We start from the raw sequence: 18,068 nt of genomic DNA on the forward strand, positions 1-18,068 counted from the left end.
CGGAATCAGGACGTCGCGATCTCGGTCTCCTGGTGGCCCCGCTCCTCGGTGGAGGGAATCGCCGCTTCCGAGGCGAGCGGCGCCGCAGCCAGCAGGACGCTCGCGGCAGCGCGCGCCGTAGTGGCCGCGGCGGGGTCGCGGTCCATCCGCGCGGACTGCGCCGCTCCGTCGTACAGGAGGTGCAACTGGCGGGCCAGTTCCTCGGGCGCCGCATATCCGGATTCCGTGGCGAGTGCCGTCAGCAGTCCGCGCAGCCACGTCCTGTTGCCCTCGGCGGCGCGTCTGATCGAGCTGTTCTCCGGCGCTTCGGCCGTGGCCCGGGCGAACGCGCAGCCGTTGTACCCCGCTTCGGTGAACGCCTCGCCTTGGGCGTCGAAGACTCCGAGCAACTGCTCGCGCGGAGTCCGGAAGCGGGTCAGCGTGCGGGTGATCCGGTCCCGGAGGCGGACGCTCCGATGATCCAGATAGGCGCAGACAAGACCTTCCTTGTTGCCGAAGGTGTTGTAGAGGGATGCCTTGGCCACGCCTGCCTGCTCGATCACCCGGTCGATGCCGACGGTCTGAACGCCCTCGCGGTAGAAAAGCTCGTCGGCGGCTTCGAGCAGACGCTCGCGCGCCGGCAGCCTGGTCCCAGTTCTGGGCGCCATGACCATCACTCCCTCAGACAGTTCTGTCTACTCTACCTCTGCGGCGACTGCGAGTCGATGGTCCTCGACCCCGGACACAGGCTCGGCGGGAGCGTCGGCCGGTACCGCCGTTCCTGCCGTCGCTTCCGCCCGACGGCCGCTTCGCAGCAGTCCGGGGAGCGCCACGAGAGCCAGCACGATGACTGCTGCACCGTACTCCCTGGCGGTCTGCACCAGTCCGCCGTGCACCACGAGGACGCCGCCGATCACGGCCGGCACGCCCAGACCCAGGTAGCACACCACGTAGAGGAGGGACAGCACCCCGGCGCGCTCGTGCAGCTCGACCTGCGGCATCACGAGTCGGATGCCGCCCTGGAACCCGCCGCCGAAGCCGAACCCCGAGACCGCGGCGCCGACGAAGAAGCCGATCACGGAGACCGTGCCGCCGTTCCCGGCGGCTATCGAGACCAGAGTGATCACCACGCCGACGACGAGGGTGCTCACTCCGATCAGCATGACCTGTCGTGTCGCCCTGGTCCGCAGTACCAGCACGGACAGTCCGGCGGATCCGGCGAGGACGAACAGCGGCAGCCCGCCCCACACCACGGAGCTGGAGTGCACCAGTGTGCGGGTGATGGCCGGTCCCAGCGCTCCGTAGAGACCGGTCAGCGCCCACACCGCGAACAGGACGGGTGCCGCGATCACCACGGAGGCCCGGGCGGACTTGGGCATCTTGATCTCGGGGACCAGGCTGGCGAGTGCGCCCGGCTTGCGGCTCGCGGTCTCGCGCAGGCCGAGTACGGCGAGCGCCTGGAGCACGAACACGCCGAGCAGGATGAAGTACACGAGGCGGGTCGGCCCCGGCAGGTACTGCACGATCAGCCCGGACACCAGTGCGCCGCTGGCCGTGCCCAGTGTGGGCGCCAGCGAGTTCAGGAAACCCCCCTTGCGGGGGTTGATGTCGAGCATTCCGGCACCGAGGGCCCCGACCGCGGCGCCCGTACTGATGCCCTGGATGACGCGGGCGACGAGGAGCGAGCCGACTCCGTCCGCGGTGGCGAACACGATCATCGCGAGGGCCTGCCCGATGAGGCTGACCAGCAGAACGGGGCGTCTGCCCACGTGGTCGGAGAACTTCCCGAAGACGAGGAGCGACGCCAGCACGGCCACCGCGTACACACCGAACACGACGGTGATGGTGATCGGCGAGAAACCCCAGTGAGCCTGGTAGATCGCGTAGAGCGGAGTGGGTGCGCTCGACGCGGCCAGCAGTGACACGAGGATCGAGGCGAGCAGGGCCAGGGATGCGGCCGGTCCCATGGCCCGGCGGCCCGGCGCGGCATGCGCCGGAGCGCGCTTGGCCGGGCTGGTGGAAGGGGCCGCCTGAGGAGCGACGGACGCGAATCTCATGGATCACCCTCGGTGCTGGACGGAATGGATGGCTCCATAGTAGACAGGTCTGTCTAGTGATGGGTCTCCTCGCGCTGTGAGTCGCGTCGCACGGCGAGTGGCGCACGCGCTTCCGTCGCTCCCCGCATCCGATTCCGTACGTGTCGTCGCCGGGCGGGAGGTGCTCAGGCTGACGGTGACGGACCCCACCGTTCAACACGCTTTCGGTCTGTGGAAACGCCGGCTTCGGCCATAGGTGCGCGTAGTTCGCAGACCAAGGACGCGCAGAGGTGCGGGATTTCTGTACTTCTGTTTGCGGGGACCCGGAGTCTGCCTTCCCCCGGGGTGTCGTGCGGGTGCGCGCGCGTTTCGCGCTCCCGCCGACGGCGGTGAGGCGCTCGTATCACCGCTGCCGGGCCGAGGCTGTCGACAGCTCGGTGGACCGACCATGTGTTTGACAACGCAACTACATGGAGATTTACTTTCCTAGACAAGCACTGCCGACGGGGCGCGGTCACGATCAGTGATTGGCCCGCAGCGGCCAACCCGGCGGCCGCACGGCCACCACCAGGCGTAGGAGTGAAGGTGGCTGAATCGCCCGTCGCCGTGTTCGACAGGCTTGTCCGGCAGGACGCGCCGGAGTCCACACCGGTCCTGTTCGACACGGCCTGTGTGCTCGGCGGCAGCGTCGCCGGTCTCCTGGCCGCCCGGGTGCTCGCCGACTACGCCCGTGAGGTGCTGGTCATCGAGCGGGACGAGACGAACGTGACCGGGAGGCCACGGCCCGGTGTACCGCACGATCGGCAGGCCCACGCCCTGCTGCCGGGCGGGCTCGCACTGATGGAACGCTGGCTGCCCGGCATCACGGGCGAGATGCGTGACGACGGTGGAGTCCTCGTCACGGCGGACGCGATGGACCTGATCGTCGACGGCGTGGAGCAGCTGCGCACCGGCGACGCGCACACGCTTCTCTGCAGTCGTCCCTTCCTCGAATCAGCGCTGCGCCGCCGGGTACTCGCGCTGCCCAACGTCTCGGCCATCACGGCCGAGGTGACGGGCCTCGTGTACCGGGACGACGCGGTGAGCTCCGTCCGGTACATGGAGGAGGGCGACGCCGAGGACATTCTGCCCGTCGACTTCGTCGTGGACGCGATGGGCCGCTCCAGCAGCCTTTCGGACTGGCTGGACGAGGCGGGCTACAGCCGGCCTCACCAGCAGCGCCTGCAGACCGGCATCCACTACGCGACCGTCGTGTTCGGCGGGGACGGCACGGACAGGGACCGGCGCTTCACGGCTCTCCAGTACCCGCGGTTCGCCGGTCCCGGTGGACTGGCCGCGGGCCTGGTCGTTCCGATCGAGAACGACCAGTGGATGATTTCCCTGCTCGTCTACGGAGGCAACAAGCCTCCGGGGTCGGTCGAGGAATTCCGTGCGCTCTGTGACAAGCTTCCGGCGCCCTTCGGCAGGGCTGCCGGCGGTGTCGTGGTCCGCGACGTACTGAGATACCGTCAGGCCACCAGCAGGCGGCGCGACTTCGTGGGGCTCAGGCGCTTCCCGGCCCGCCTGGTCAGTGTCGGGGACGCGGCGGTGTCCCTCAACGCGAAGTACGCCCAGGGCGTGTCCTCGGCCGCCCTGCATGCGGCCTGTCTGTCCGACTATCTCGCCGACGCCCCCGATCCCGCCCTTCCCGCCGATCGCTTCTTCGCCTCGCAGAAGGTCGCGACGGACGCGGTGTGGGTGCCCTCCGCAGACGCCGACGCCGTGCGGGCGGACATACTCCAGGCGATCGAGGTGAGCGACGAGCTCCAGCGCCAACGGGCCGCGACGGAGCAGCTCATGCGGGCCGCGCTCACCGATGCGACGGTCGCCGAGGCGCACCGGGCCGTCCGGTTCATGTTCGCCCACCCCGACACCCTGGCCGATCCGGCGCTGCTGGAGCGGGCCGCGGCGGTGAACCAGGGTGCGGGTTCGCCTTCGTGAAGGGTGAAGCGGACAGTCCGCCATGACGTTTCGGCCGTCGCGGCCGGCATAAGCCGACGCGTCGGTACGACAGAACCCATACGGGCCGAATCCTCACTCAGGAAAGGCCCGATGGGCTCACGCACCACCCCATCAGCACATCACCCATCTGTCTTTCGACATTTCGAGAAGGAATCAATCATGTACATCGCTGCCGTAATTCTCAGTGCTCTGCTGGCCCTCCTGTCTCTCGCCGCCGGCGCGCCCAAGGCGCAGCTCAAGGGCGACGTGCCGGACGGACTGGTCCAGAAGGGCCTCAGCGCCACCATGGTCCGACTGATCGGTCTGGCCGAGGTGGCCGCGGGCGTCGGCCTCGTCGTGGGCATCTGGTGGCAGCCGCTTGGCATCGCGGCTGCGGCCGGCCTGGCGATCGTGTTCCTCGGGGCGATCAGCTTCCACGCGAAGTGGGGCGACTACCGGGACAGCGCCGCCCGCAACGCGGCCATGGCCCCGATCATGTTCCTCATCCTCTCCGTGGCCGCTGCCATCACCCTGGCCGCTTCTCAGTGACGGGACGGCCGTTGAACATGGGGGAGGAGCGGCGTGTCGTCCAGGAAGAGGAAAGCCCTGTGAAGGAACAACGGATCGGCATCGCCGGGCAGCACGTCACCTACAGAGCCTCGGAGGGCACGGGGCGGACGGTCGTCCTGGTGCACGGGAACTCCTCCTCCAGCCGTGTCTGGCGACATCTTCTCGACGGCCCCTTCGGTGAGCGGTTCCGCTGCCTCGCACCGGATCTGCCCGGCCACGGCGGCTCGGCACGCACCGGGCGGGCCGACGACTACTCACTGCGGTCCTACGCCTCCGTTCTCGCCGGCTTCGTCGGGGAACTGCAGGCCGAGGACGCGGTGGTGGTCGGCTGGAGCCTGGGCGGACACATCGCCCTCGAAGCAGCCTCCGTGCTGCCCGCGGCCGCAGGGTTCGTCCTCTTCGGCACCCCGCCGATCGGCAGCCCGGCCGACGTCGGCCGGGCCTTCCTGCCGAACCCCGCCATGAACGTGGGGTTCACCCCGGAAGTGGACGCCGAAGCGGCTCAGTCCTACGCCAGGAGCTTCCTGGCCCCCGGATCGACGCTGCCGACCGACGAGCTCGTCGCGGACGTGCTCGCCACCGACGGGGCGGCTCGCGCCGGTCTTCTGGCGAGCCTCCAGGCCGGGGCGTTCGCCGATGAGAGGGCTGTCGTGGAGCACCTGACGCAGCCCCTGGCGGTACTGCACGGCGAGGGCGAACAGCTGATCAGCGCGGAGTACCTGAAGGACATTCGGATGCCGGCGCTCTGGCGCGGGGCCGTGCAGATCCTGCCCGGCGTCGGACACGCCCCTCATCTTGAGGCGCCGGAGGACTTCGCGGACATCCTCACCCGGTTCATCAGCGACCTGGACTGACCCCTGGCGCGCAGGACGGCAGAGCGTCGGTGCCCGACTGCCGATCACCACTCAGCCGTGGCGCGGAGCGCTGCGAGCCCGGCCCCCGTGCCGGCGCATCCCGCCAGCGGTCTGTCACGTACGGGATCAAGCACCGAAGCCGACGAGCATCCGCTCGTCGGCTTCGGTGCTTCTACGGGCGTGGCCGGTTCAGGCGGCGGCTCCGGAGTCACCCAAGCCAGGAGTCTCCGAGGCCCCCGGCGTCCCGGCGGTGTCGGGCCGACTCCCGAGGAAGCCCGCCCACCCGTCAACCGGCTGCTGACCGACATCCAGCCCGCGCAGCGCGGCCAGCACCTCGGGCCGCTGCACATCGAGCCAGTCGGTGAACTGGCGGAAGGAGACGAGGCGCACATCGCCGCCCTTGTCCCTTTCCTGCGCGATGTGCTCGAGCGCCTTCTCGACGGCGTCCATGTAGATGCCGCCGTTCCACTGCTCGAAGTGGTTGCCGATGAAGAACGGCGCCCGATTCGACTCGTACGCCCGCTGGAAGCCCGATATATAGGCCTGGGTGGCCTGATCCCGCCAGCCGGGATAGTTGTATGCCGGAGCCTGTGTCGAGTTGACCGACTGATTGGCGAGCATGTTGTAGTCCATCGACAGGACCTCGAAGGAGTGGCCGGGGAAGGGTATCTGCTGCAACGGCAGGTCCCAGACCCCCTCCTTCTTCACGGGCCAGACCTGACGGCCACCGGGTGAGGAGGCGTCGTAACGCCAGCCGAGCTGTCGTGCCGTGGGAAGCAGGCTGTCCTGACCGAGCAGACACGGGGTCCGGCCGCCCACCAGTTCCTTGTCGTAGTCGAAGGGCAGGGGCGGCTCGTCGGTCCAGCCGGTGTTGGTCCGCCACTCCTTCACGAACGACTTGGCCTGGTCTATCTCCGCCCGCCACTGCTGGGACGTCCAGTTCCCCACGCTGCCACGACCGCCGCAGAAATGGCCGTTGAAGTGCGTACCGATCTCATGGCCCTCCAGCCAGGCCCGGCGCACGTTCGTGAGCGTGGCCCGGACGTGCTCGTCGGTGAGATAGCCGATGTCCGAGGCGCCGAGCGGGTTGTTCGGGGGGTCGTACAGCCGCTTCTTGGACTCGGGGAGCAGATACAGGCCCGAGAGGAAGAAGGTCATGTACGCCCCGTGCTGCTGCGCCAGGTCGAGGAAGCGGGGGAAGAGGCCGTTGCCGACCTCGCCCGCACCGTCCCAGGAGAAGATGACGAACTGGGGAGGGGTCTGTCCGGGCTCCAGCGGCACGGGTGCGGCCGGCTGATGCGGCTGCTTGCCGGTGAATGACGTCGAACCGTCGCCTATGAGCCGGACGGGGGGCTCGGTGGGGGCGGTTGTGGGGGGAGCCGCGGGGGTGCCGCTCGGGCCGTCGACGGCGTGCGCACTTTTCGGCGACGCGAGGGAGTGGCACGCCGCGAGTCCCACGGCGGCCGCCGCACCCGCGCTCAGGCCGAGGATTCCCCTGCGGGTGAAAGTGCGCATGAACGCCCCATTCGTCAGTTCTCCTGCACGTATACCTTCCTCATGCATGTATACCTTGCTTGACGTATCAAGGTGCGACGAAATCCGCATATGTAGGTATCCGGCGTTACTAAAATCACGGTGCGCCATCCCTGCCCCGGGTCCGAAAGGAGCCGGCGGTGGCCTTCTGGTGAGCCCCGGGCGGGGGAGCGCCGCCACCCCCGGCCGACTTCGCCGGGTTGTCAGGCCATTACGCTGCGTCCGCCTCAGGCGCTGCTCCCGCACACATCATCGCCCCCTGAAACCCTGTGCCGACGCCGGACCCCAGCACATGCGGGGCCCGGCGTCGGGGGTGGGTCCTTTCGGCCACCGAACGGCACAGGCGTCACTCATTCCCTCGTGGCCGACCCGCGGTCATCGGTGACGTCCGCGGGCTGTACGTTCCGGCTGCACCGGCGTGGGTGTCACGAACGCCCGCCGCCCCGTGCATCACCGCGCCCCACCCGATCCACCTGATAGTCCGTCATCCTGATGCGCCGGGTGCGGCGTCGGAAGGCCAGCGCGGTGCCCGGCCACAGGACGGTGTTACGGCCCGATCGCGGGTCCTGGTACCAACTGCGGCACCCCCCGGACTGCCAGACGGTGCGGGCCATGCGCTCGCCCATCCAGTCGTTGAAGGCCTTCTGGACCTCCGGACGCACCTCGAGCGAGTCCTTGCGGCGGCGGCGCATCCGCCGCAGGAGGGCGACGACGTGACGGGCCTGTGCCTCGATCATGAAGATCTGCGAGTTGTGCCCGAGTCCGGTGTTCGGCCCGACCATCAGGAACATGTTGGGGAATCCGGCGACGGTGGTCCCGAGGTAGGCCTGATTACCCTCCTCCCACGCTTCGGCGAGCGTCACGCCGTTCCGGCCCGTGATGTCGATCCGGACCGTGTTCTGGGAGTCGAATCCGGTTCCGTAGACAAGGACGTCGGCCGGGACCTGGACCCCGTCGTCACCGACCACGACACCTGGCCGCACTTCGCTGACCCCGCCGCGCCGCACCTGGACGTGGGGCCTGGCGAGCGCGGGGTACCAGTCGCTGGAGACGAGGAGACGCTTGCAGCCGACCGCGTAGTCCGGGGTGACGGCGCTGCGCAGGCCGGGGTCCGGAACCTGCTTCTCGATCAGCCTGCGGGCCAGTGCCTCCGTCTTCGCCATGCCTTGAGGGTCACTGACGAATCCGGCGGCACGCTCCTCATGGACCCGGAACAGGCGCTCGCGCACCCACCAGCGGTAGGGCGGGAACCATCGGGCGAACACCCGGTGGCGCGCGTCGAACGGACGGTCCGCCTTGGGCACGATCCAGGGCGGTGTGCGCTGATAGACGGTGAGCGCGGCGACCCGGTCGACGATCGCGGGGACGAACTGGATGGCACTGGCGCCGGAGCCGATGACCACGACCCGCTTGCCGTTCAGATCCACATCGTGTCGCCATGCCGCGGAGTGGAAGGCGACCCCGTCGAAGGTCTCGATGCCGGCCAGCTCCGGGTGGACGGGGTGATGCAGTGGTCCGACCGCCGACACGAGGAATTTCGCCCGGTAGGTCTCGCCGTTGGACGTCACCACCTCCCACCGGGCATCCGCCTCGATCCACCGGGCGCTGTCGACCCGCCGGCCGAAGCGCGCTCGGCGGACGAGCCGCCGGCGGTGTGCGACGTCGTGCAGATAGCCCAGGATCTCCGGCTGTCCGGCGAAGAGTCTGCTCCAGTCGGACTTCTGGTCGAACGAGTACGAGTACAGGGGGGACGGGATGTCGCAACCGCACCCGGGATAGGTGTTGTCGCGCCACGCTCCTCCGAGGTCGTCGGCTGCCTCGAGAATCACGAACGACCTGAAGCCGGCCCTGTCGAGCATGGCGGCGATCCCGAGCCCGCTGAATCCGGCACCCACGATCACGACGTCCACGTCCACGTCCACGACTGCGACTGCGACTGCGGACGACGCCGACTCGGCCGGACGCGGGTCAGCGTGCGAGGGCATCTGTCACCTCGGCAGCGGCGCGCGTCGGAGCCGCGGCACCGGTGGCGGTGGCGGCGAGCTCCCCCAGCGTGCGTTTGAGCACCTTGCCGGACGCGTTGCGCGGCAGCTCCGTCACGAAGACGAAATCGGTCGGGACCTTGAAGTCGGCCAGGAAGGCGGCGGCATGCGCACGCAGCGAATCCGGACCGGGGGAGCGATCGGCGCGGGGCACGACGACCGCGCACACCCGCTCGTCGAGGACCGGGTCACCGACACCCACGACAGCGACGTCCGCGACGTCGGGATGAGTGCTCAGTGCGTTCTCGACCTCGAGACTGTAGACGTTCTCCCCGCCCCTGATGATCATGTCCTTGAGACGGTCGAGCACGTGCACGAACCCGTCGCCGTCGACGCTGCCGACATCCCCCGTGTGCAGCCAGCCGTCCACGAACGTCGTCGCTGTGGCATCGGCGTTGTTCCAGTAGCCCGCACTCACCACCGGCCCGCGCACACACAACTCGCCCACGGTGTCGCGCAGGTCGCGCGGCGGCTCGCCGCCGGTCGCGATCGCGACCTCGAGTCCCGCCACCGGGCGGCCGACCGTGCCGGAGTGGGCGGAGTACTCGTCGCCCTCCGTGTAGGTGACGATCGAGGTGCCCTCCGTCAGCCCCCAGACGTTGCCGAGGGTCAGAGCGGGCAGACGCTTCGCGACCCGGCCGGGGAAGTCCTCGGGGACGGGGGAGCCGCCCATGACGAAGAGGCGCAGGCTGGACAGATCGGGGGACAGCCCCTCGGTCCTGAGCAGAATCAGACGCAGCATCGCCGCGACGCCGGCGAAGAAGGTGATGCGCTCACGCACCATCAGCTCCACCACGGTCTCCGCCCTGAACTCCGGGGTGAACACACAGCAGCCGCCTGCCGTGAGGAAGCCGATGAACTGCGACACCACGCCGGTCGCGTGGAACATCGGGGCCGCGATGAGCGTCCGTTCGTCCGGCCCCGCCCCGAGGCGCTCGCGCACGGTGCGCGCGTTGAACAGCAGGTTCGCGTGCGTGTGCATCGCACCCTTCGACCGGCCCGTGGTGCCCGAGGTGTAAAGCAGGTGTGCCACGTCGCAAGCGGCCCGCTCGCAGCCGGGCAGTGTGCGCGGGTCCACGTCCGGAGCTTCCGCGTCGGGTGCGGCCAGCAGCCGCTCCACCGGGACGACTTGCTCGGCGAATTCCCCCGGGACGCGCGCGCCCAGCCCTCCTTCCGCGGCGTCCGTGACGATCACCGTGGCGCCGCTGTCAGTGAAGACATGGGTGAGCTCGGGGCCGGCGAGCCGGGTGTTCACCAGGACGGCGATCGCGCCGGTCAGCTGCACCGCGATGTAAGTGACGGCGTACTCCCAGCAGTTCGGCAGGAGAATCGCAACCCGATCGCCGGGCCCGACCCCCAGGTGCCTCAACCGGACCGCGACGGCGGTGGCCCGTCGCAGCACCTCGCCGTGGTGCAGACGGACGGGCCCGTCCACCACTGCCTCTCGCCCGCCGTGCTCGGCACCGATCTCGATGAATCTGCGAGCAAGTGTTTTCGCGCGCATCACAGCTCCTTGGCGTGCGTCGGAAGGAGGAAGGGGCGGGGCCGTTGCCGTGTTCGGACACGTCGGCCTCGTGCGTGCCGGGAAACCGCCCACACGTGTCTGCGCACATCGGGCAGCGACGACCGGAGGCGGCACATGTGTCTTTGAAGATCGTACAACGCACCGTCAGACAGCCGGTCGAGAAGGTGTGTGGGCCGCCGGGCACCCCCGGCACCTCAGGCAGGGGCAGCGGTTGACGGGGCAATGTGCTTGACTGGGCAATTGGATGCGTTAGGGTGAGTACGAGCGATTGGTGACATCCGGACCCATTCGTCGCGCATCAGGTGCCGGCTCCCACCGCGCCTGTCGGTGACGTCGGGCGAGGGCGCCGCGTGACCGCGCCGTAGCGGAGTCTGCGCTGTCCACGGGTCGGGAGACGCGTGAAGGCAATTCCGGCAGGGTGTGCCCGCAGGTGTGGTTTCGGTGCCGGGGGCCGACGCGGTGAACACCTTGTCGGCCCGTTCATGCATCACGGTGAAAAAAGAGGAAGCGGCGCTCGTCCGGCCTGCGGCCCCATTCGGACGTATCGGTGAATGGGATATCCCTGGAGTTGGATTTCCGCTGCGACGATGTCGCGTTGCGGCGCGATGGCTGCTCAGCCGGATTTCACCTTGGATTATTTGCGAGCTGTCCCTGAGGATGGGCGCGAACGAGCGGAATGCCCGCAGTGAAATGCTCGTAGTGAATCGGCATCCTCAGAAACCGGCTGAGTCGCCCACTGCTCTCGCGGCAAGGCGAACACGCTGCGCCACCGGTGACACCCGTGCGGCGGGGTGATCGGCCGATACGCCGGGGCGATCACGCAAGGGGCGCCCGGGGCCAGTTTTTGGTGGCCCCGGGCGCCTGGCGTGGGCGGGTTCCGTCCCCACGAACTCCCGCCCAGTCCCCTGATGCCATGACTTCATCAGGGGAGTCTCTGTGGTTGTGCCCCGGTGCATCGACTGCGGGCCGAGCGATCCGTGTCGGCCGACGGCATGAGGATGGCCGCTTTCGTGCCTCACTCGCGCATGATCCTGCGCGGAGCGAGAAGTCCTCCGGCGCTTTTGGCCGTCGCCGCCATGGGTGGGGCGGCGCGGCAAAGCGGGCCTCGCGACGAGGGAGGCCTGTGTGAGTCATGGAATCGGCAGCCCTTTGAGGCGGACGATTGCGCGTACTCGTCAGTTGCCGACGGTTGGGCCGACGTCTGATTAAGTGCACTGTAACAGGATCCCGTGGTGCTGGAAATCGACAGCACTTACCAGTGATTGCGACCGGGTACGTGCTGATGGTTCACCATCGGAAGCATATGTGGCGGGTGTCACACGCACCGAGTGGGCGTGTTGATCGAAAGGCGTGGAGTGAGCAGCGTCATAACGCCGATATCTCATTATTGTTTTCACGGGTTCGCGTCAACAGTAGGGTGACTTGTGGGCGGCCGGAGAAGGTCGTCCGGTTCGATCCGACGCCGCGCTGGACAGCGCATGGCCCAGATGGGCGAGGCGGCCCCCTCAGGGGGGTTCGGGAGCTGAGGTGAGGGTGCCATGAGTCGGACCTCCGCGGCGGCTCCGAGGAGACGGGATCTTCATCCCGGCTCCCGGGCACCGGGCGTGGTCAGGCGTACCCCGCTTCTCCTCCTCCTGTGGAAGGCCGGCGTCTTCGTCGTCGGTGCGGCGGTCGTCGGGACCGGCATCGTCCTGCTGCCGTTGCCCGGGCCCGGCTGGCTGGTGATCTTCGCCGGCATGGCTGTCTGGGCGACCGAGTTCACCTGGGCGCAGTTCGTGCTGCGCTGGACCAGGCGGAAGGTCGCCGAGGTGACTCGCCGGGCACTCGACCCCAGGGTGCGCCGCCGCAACACGGTCCTCGCGGCGATCGGTCTCGTACTTGCGGCCGGAGCGGTGGGCGCCTATGTCTGGAGGTTCGGTGTCTTCATGCTCTGAGGGTTGTCCCGACGACCGCGAACCGGGCCGAGGGCTGCCGCGCCGACAGGCGGGTTCGTCCGGCCTTCGATCGGCTGCCCCGCGCGGACACGGAGAACGTCCGCTTACGGCCGGTGGGGGTGCCTTGCGGCTTGTCGGGTTGCTCATCGTGGCCGGTCACTCGAATATGGTGCCTGTCTGTCGCAGCTGTCCTGCAAGTGCCGGGAAGGTGGGTACACACGGTGCTCGATACCTTGCTGGTGCGCGACGCGGGCCGGGTTGCCGTCGGAGCCGACAGCCCCAGGCCGCTGCCGTCCGTGGCGGCGGCGGGTGGGCTGATAGGCGCCCGAGGCTGAACCTCGGCCCTGCTGAAACGGGAAGCCCGTGACCCTGCGGGCGGCCGGCTGCGAAAGACCTGCGCGAGGTCCCACCCGATTCACGGCAGATGCCCTTCCATGCTCGCGGCGCTCCGCGTCGCGCATACAAGAACAGAACGACGGTCCTCCACGGCACGCACGCGGCTCTCAACCCGCGCGCTGGTCGTGAGCACCGGGAGGGAAGTGGACACCGGACGCCGTACGCGGGTCCGGTGCCACTGCCCTCATGTGAGAAGTGACCTCTGACGCGCCGGCGCGGGGGCGAAGGAGGAACCTTGCTAAGCGCGTTCGCTCGGGTGTTCAAGAGCCCTGATCTGCGAAAGAAACTGCTGTTCACGCTCGGCCTGATCATCATCTACCGGTTGGGATCGCACGTTCCGATCCCCGGTGTGAGCTACAAGAACGTCCAGACGTGCGTTGACTCCGCCTCGGACAGCGGAGGCCTGCTGGGCCTGGTGAATCTGTTCAGCGGCGGTGCCCTGCTCCAGATCACCGTGTTCGCGCTCGGCATCCTGCCCTACATCACGGCGAGCATCATCCTTCAGCTGCTGACCGTGGTGATCCCGAGGCTCGACGCGCTGAAGAAGGAGGGCGCGTCGGGGCAGGCGAAGATCACTCAGTACACGCGGTACCTGACCGTCGCGCTGGCCGTACTGCAGGGGACGGGCCTGGTCGCGACGGCGCGCAGTGGCTCCCTCTTCCCCAACTGTTCCGTCGCCTCGGACATCGTCCCCAACGACTCGGTCCTGACCACCGCCGTGATGGTCCTGACGGTCACCGCGGGTACGGCGTGCGTGATGTGGATGGGTGAGCTGATCACCGACCGCGGAATCGGCAACGGCATGTCGATGCTCATCTTCATCTCCATCGCGTCCACGCTCCCGGGCGCTCTGTGGGCGGTGAAGCAGGAGGGCAAGATCGCCGACGGGTGGCTCAGCTTCTTCAGCGTGATCCTCGTGGGGTTCGTGATGGTGGCGCTGGTCGTCTTCGTCGAACAGGCGCAGCGACGGGTCCCTGTCCAGTACGCGAAGCGCGTGATCGGGCGCAAGTCGTACGGGGGGACGGCGACCTACATTCCGCTCAAGATCAACCAGGCGGGTGTGGTGCCGGTCATCTTCGCCTCGTCCATCCTCTACGTACCGGCGCTGATCGCCCAGTTCGCCGACCCGACCGCTCCGTGGGCGGTGTGGATCACGCAGAACCTGGTCAAGGGCGACCATCCGTACTACGTGGCGGCGTACTTCCTGCTGACCGTGTTCTTCGCGTTCTTCTACGTGGCGATCACCTTCAACCCGGACGAGGTCGCGGACAACATCAAGCAGGCCGGCGGTTTCATCCCCGGCATCCGTGCCGGCCGGCCCACCGCCGACTACCTGCGCTATGTGCTCAACCGCCTGACGTGGCCCGGCTCCCTCTACCTGGGCCTGATCGCACTCGTGCCGACCGTGGTGTTCGCGAGTTACGGCAGCGCCAACCAGCTCACGGGCACGAGCATCCTGATCATCGTGAGCGTGGGCCTGGAGACGGTGAAGCAGATCAACAGCCAGATCGAGCAGCAGAGCTACGAGGGCTTCCTCCGCTGAAGGGGCCCCGTGGTGCCCGCCGCAGGGTTCGTCCCGCCGGAGAAGGGCTGACCTGAGGCCGGTCGGCCGGGGGAGGGGGCGGGCCTGCGGACGATCAGTCCGTGTCCGCGTCCGCCAGGCGGTTGAGCCACTCGGTCAGCAGGATCCGCTCACCGTCGCTGAGTGCCGATGCACCGGAGTCCCGCAGGGCCTCCCGCAGGGCCGTCGCGCGATGGCCGACGCCGCCGGCGGGTCGTTCCGCGTGGCGGACACCGCCTGTGACGGCGGCCAGGACGTTGTCGCGGGCGGCTGCGGAGAGCCCGGGGTCCCGCTCCTCCGGTGGCGTTCCGAGCATCATGAAGACGACGCCCGTGCCGTTGGCATGCATCAGCGCGGTGGCGCGTTCCACGCTCATGCGGATGAGGCCGGCGTCCGCCGCGCGCTGCATGATCTGCTGGAGGCCCGCAACCGCCTCGCGGCCGGCGGCGGTCACGTGCCCGGGCCGTGACTGGCCGAAGGCCAGGGCGTAGAAGACCGGTTGACAGAGGCCGAACTCGACGTGCAGATCCCATGCCCGGGTGAGGTCGGCGAGTGGATCATCCGTGGCCTCGAGCAGCTTCTTGGCGGGGAGGTACTTGCCCAGGCCGAAGGCAGCCACCGCTTCCATCAGGCCGTCCTTGTCGCCGAACAACCGGAAGATCGTCGGCGGTTGGATTCCGGCAGCGGCGGCGACGGCCCGGGTGGAGACAGCTTCCGGGCCCTCTCTCGAGAGGAGGGCCGCGGCCGCTCGAATGACCCGGTCCCGCACCCCCTCGCGCGACTGCTGTCCTGCGGCTGTCACCATGTGTCAATGGTAACAGCATTGAGTGAACGGGCGTTCACTCAATGCGTCCCCACGGTCCGCGGGACGAGCTGTCAGGCCCGAGCCGGGAACCTGTCACCGTACGGGCGCCGGGTACGTGCTCCGCGACCGCCCGCGAGCTCCGCGTCCGACCGCGAGGTCATGCCCGACGATCATCACCCGGTCCGCGGCTGGCAGGATGATCCGGTGCCGTCCGCAGAAGCGTTGGAAGGAAGGGCCGCGATGACCTCCGAAAGCCACCCCGCCGAGCGGGTCCTCCTCGGGACCTGGCCGACCCCCCTGGAACCCATGCCGCGACTGGGCCGCGCCCTCGGCCTGGGGGCCGACGACCTCTGGATCAAGCGGGACGACCTCACAGGCCTCGGTGGCGGCGGGAACAAGGTCCGAAAGCTCGAGTGGACCTGCGGCGAGGCACGTGCCGCAGGCGCGACGGTCCTGGTCACCACCGGTGCGCCGCAGAGCAACCACGCACGCCTCACCGCTGCCGCCGGAGCACGGCTGGGACTGGATGTGGTGCTCGTGCTCGCGGGAACACCAGGGTCCTCGTCGTCCGGCAACCTGGCGCTCGACGGCCTCTTCGGCGCCACCGTCGTATGGGCCGGGGACGTCGGCGACCGTGAACTGTCCACCGCGGCAGAGGACGTGGCCGCGGAGTTGCGTCTGCGGGGCGCCGTGCCCGCCCTGATCCCGTTCGGCGGATCAAGTGTGTCCGGTGCGCGCGGATACGAGGAGTGCGGACGCGAACTCCTCGTGCAGGCACCGGACGTGTCGACCGTCGTCGTGGCCGCCGGGTCCGGCGGCACCATGGCCGGCCTCGTCGCCGCGCTCGGGGAGACGCGTGTGATGGGAGTCCACTGCGGCGCCGTCGCGGACCCGGCCGGCACGGTCGCCGAACTGGCGACCGGCCTCCTGGGACGGGACTGCCCGGCCGCGTCCCTGCGGATTCGTCTCGATCAGGTGGGCGAGGGGTACGGCTCGCTGACGCGAGCAGCCCGTGCCGCCCTCACCCTGACGGCCCGCACCGAGGGCATCGTGCTGGATCCGGTCTACACCGGGCGGGCGATGGCCGGCCTCTTCGCGGCCGTCGAGGAAGGCGTCGTCGTGCCGGGACAGCGCACGGTCTTCCTGCACTCGGGCGGGATGGCCGGTCTCTTCGGCCACCCGGTGACGATCGCCACGCTGGAAGCCGCGCTGACACCGTCGGCGTAGAAGGCGGCGGAGCGACGCCCGGGGAGACCTGACGTTCCGCCGGTCCCGTCGTCCGGGGCGTCACACGGACCGCCCCGGACGGACATCGGTCAGCGCAGGGACCTGAAGGCCTGGCGGATCTCCTGGGACAGCAACTGCGGCTGCTCCCAGGCCGCGAAGTGGCCGCCCTTGTCGACCTCGTTCCAGTGGACGAGGTTGCCGAACGCGCGCTCACCCCAGCTCCGGGGCGCGCGGTAGATCTCACCCGGGAACACGGTGACGGCGACGGGGAGGGACGGGATGTCGAACGCGTCGAAGGGACCGCCCCCGGCCTGGGCGCCCTCCCAGTACAGCCGGGAGGAGGAGGTCCCGGTCCGGGTGAACCAGTAGAGAGAGATGGCATCGAGCATCTCGTCGTAGGTGAGCACCTTCTCCGGACTTCCGTCGGAATCGGTCCACTCGGCGAACTTGTCGTAGTAGTACGCGGCCATCGCCACCGGTGAGTCGGCCAGTGCGTAACCGATCGTCTGAGGGCTCTGGTTCATCATGGCCGCATAGCCGAAGCCGTCCCGGTAGAAGTGCAGCAGCCGGTCGTACGCCGCCTTCTCGCGGGAGGACAGGCCTGCGGGGGCCGGGTCGGAGTTGCGCAGGTGACGCAGCACGTCCGGCGGTACGGTGCCGGGCATGTTGATGTGGATGCCGAGGAGTCCGTCCGGACGCTGCGTCGCCAGCAGTTCCGAGATGATGGCGCCCCAGTCACCGCCCTGGGAGACGTACTGCCGGTAGCCCAGACGACGCATGAGCGCGTGGAAGGCCTTGGCGACCCTGGCAGGGTTCCAGCCCGCCGCGGTCGGCTTGCCCGAGAAGCCGTATCCGGGCAGCGTCGGGAGGACGAGGTGGAACGCGTCCTCGGCGCGGCCGCCGTGGGCGGTCGGGTTGGTGAGAGGCCCGATGACCTTGAGCAGCTCGATGATCGAACCCGGCCAGCCGTGGGTCATCAGCAGTGGCATCGCGTCCGCGTGCGGCGAACGGATGTGGGCGAACTGGATGTCCAGGCCGTCGAGTTCGGTGATGTACTGCGGCAGCGAGTTGAGCTTCGTCTCGACGTTGCGCCAGTTGTATCCGGTTCCCCAGTACTCGACGAGCGGCCGGAGTTTCGCCAACTGCGCACCCTGGGACCTGTCGCCGACCGTCTCCTGGTCGGGCCAGCGCGTCGCCTTCACACGGCGGCGGAGCTCGTTGACGTCCCGCTGCGGGATCTTGATGCGGAAGGGCCGTACCCCGGCGATCGGCTTCGCCGGGTCGAACGCGCTGGTTCCGGGCGATGCCGCGACAGCCTCTGCCGCCTGAGCCTGGCCGGGCATGCCGAGCTGGGTGGCGGCGACGGCGCCTGCGGCCAGGCCGAGGAACCTGCGACGGCCGGTGGCGTGCTGCTGACCGGTGTTTTCGGCGGTACTCATCGTGAACTCCATTTCTCGACCGCGAGCATGGCTCGTGTCGGACGGGGCGCGGCGTGGGGGGAATGGGGGCGCGGACCTGAGCGATCGCCCGTGTCTCTCCCTCCCTCACCCGCCGCTGCGGGTGGCCGCGCGGAAACCTCGCGGGCGTCACCTGTTCGCATGGTGACGATCATGGCGATGAATTCGT

At 69.0% G+C, this 18,068-nt stretch carries 13 protein-coding genes; 6 read left to right on the forward strand and 7 right to left on the reverse strand.

What is annotated here, in order from left to right; translation table 11 throughout:
- Positions 1-5: 5 nt before the first annotated feature.
- A complete protein-coding gene (locus tag ACFYY2_RS03185) occupies positions 6-647 on the reverse strand; it encodes a TetR/AcrR family transcriptional regulator (protein ID WP_388736255.1) in 642 nt (213 codons plus the stop codon).
- Positions 648-674: 27 nt separating this feature from the next.
- Positions 675-2,036: an MFS transporter gene (locus ACFYY2_RS03190; protein ID WP_388736257.1), complete on the reverse strand. Its 1,362-nt coding sequence runs from the start codon at positions 2,034-2,036 to the stop codon at positions 675-677.
- Between the two features lie 564 nt (positions 2,037-2,600).
- Here ACFYY2_RS03190 and ACFYY2_RS03195 point away from each other — a divergent pair.
- The 3 genes from ACFYY2_RS03195 to ACFYY2_RS03205 all read left to right on the forward strand — a co-directional run bounded on the left by ACFYY2_RS03195 (position 2,601) and on the right by ACFYY2_RS03205 (position 5,419).
- Positions 2,601-3,995, forward strand: coding sequence for an FAD-dependent oxidoreductase (locus ACFYY2_RS03195; RefSeq protein WP_388736260.1), 1,395 nt, complete (start codon positions 2,601-2,603; stop codon positions 3,993-3,995).
- Positions 3,996-4,175: 180 nt separating this feature from the next.
- A complete protein-coding gene (locus ACFYY2_RS03200) occupies positions 4,176-4,544 on the forward strand; it encodes a DoxX family protein (RefSeq protein ID WP_388736261.1) in 369 nt (122 codons plus the stop codon).
- Positions 4,545-4,603: 59 nt separating this feature from the next.
- Positions 4,604-5,419, forward strand: a complete 816-nt coding sequence (locus ACFYY2_RS03205) for an alpha/beta fold hydrolase (protein ID WP_388736264.1) — start codon at positions 4,604-4,606, stop codon at positions 5,417-5,419.
- A gap of 189 nt (positions 5,420-5,608) precedes the next feature.
- On the opposite strand, the gene ACFYY2_RS03210 is transcribed toward ACFYY2_RS03205, so the two are convergent.
- The 3 genes from ACFYY2_RS03210 to ACFYY2_RS03220 form a co-directional block, all read right to left on the reverse strand.
- Complete coding sequence (locus ACFYY2_RS03210) at positions 5,609-6,934, reverse strand: hypothetical protein (RefSeq protein ID WP_388736267.1); 1,326 nt, start codon at positions 6,932-6,934, stop codon at positions 5,609-5,611.
- A gap of 443 nt (positions 6,935-7,377) precedes the next feature.
- A complete protein-coding gene (locus ACFYY2_RS03215) occupies positions 7,378-8,937 on the reverse strand; it encodes a flavin-containing monooxygenase (protein ID WP_388736269.1) in 1,560 nt (519 codons plus the stop codon).
- On the reverse strand, positions 8,921-10,498 hold the full coding sequence (locus ACFYY2_RS03220; protein ID WP_388736272.1) for a class I adenylate-forming enzyme family protein: 1,578 nt from the start codon (positions 10,496-10,498) through the stop codon (positions 8,921-8,923). Before ACFYY2_RS03220 ends, ACFYY2_RS03215 begins: the two co-directional genes overlap by 17 nt.
- 1,559 nt (positions 10,499-12,057) lie before the next feature.
- On the opposite strand from ACFYY2_RS03220, the gene ACFYY2_RS03225 reads away from it, so the two are divergent.
- Both ACFYY2_RS03225 and secY read left to right on the forward strand, forming a co-directional pair.
- Entirely contained in the window at positions 12,058-12,453 is a 396-nt protein-coding gene (locus tag ACFYY2_RS03225; protein ID WP_388736275.1) for a TIGR02611 family protein, read from the forward strand.
- Between the two features lie 631 nt (positions 12,454-13,084).
- Positions 13,085-14,392, forward strand: a complete 1,308-nt coding sequence (gene secY, locus ACFYY2_RS03230; RefSeq protein WP_388736277.1) for a preprotein translocase subunit SecY — start codon at positions 13,085-13,087, stop codon at positions 14,390-14,392.
- A gap of 94 nt (positions 14,393-14,486) precedes the next feature.
- Here secY and ACFYY2_RS03235 read toward each other — a convergent pair whose 3' ends face one another.
- Complete coding sequence (locus ACFYY2_RS03235) at positions 14,487-15,215, reverse strand: TetR/AcrR family transcriptional regulator (protein ID WP_388736280.1); 729 nt, start codon at positions 15,213-15,215, stop codon at positions 14,487-14,489.
- 240 nt (positions 15,216-15,455) lie between these two features.
- Between ACFYY2_RS03235 and ACFYY2_RS03240 the strand changes: the two genes are divergently transcribed.
- Positions 15,456-16,442 carry a pyridoxal-phosphate dependent enzyme gene (locus tag ACFYY2_RS03240; RefSeq protein ID WP_388736283.1) on the forward strand — a complete coding sequence of 329 codons (987 nt, stop codon included), beginning with the start codon at positions 15,456-15,458 and terminating at the stop codon, positions 16,440-16,442.
- An 89-nt stretch (positions 16,443-16,531) separates the two neighbouring features.
- Here the strand turns inward: ACFYY2_RS03240 and ACFYY2_RS03245 are convergent, their stop codons facing one another.
- Positions 16,532-17,881: an epoxide hydrolase family protein gene (locus tag ACFYY2_RS03245; RefSeq protein WP_388736285.1), complete on the reverse strand. Its 1,350-nt coding sequence runs from the start codon at positions 17,879-17,881 to the stop codon at positions 16,532-16,534.
- Between the last annotated feature and the right edge of the window lie 187 nt (positions 17,882-18,068).

The sequence above is a fragment of the Streptomyces sp. NPDC001822 genome (genome assembly GCF_042892135.1).
GTDB lineage: Bacteria > Actinomycetota > Actinomycetes > Streptomycetales > Streptomycetaceae > Streptomyces.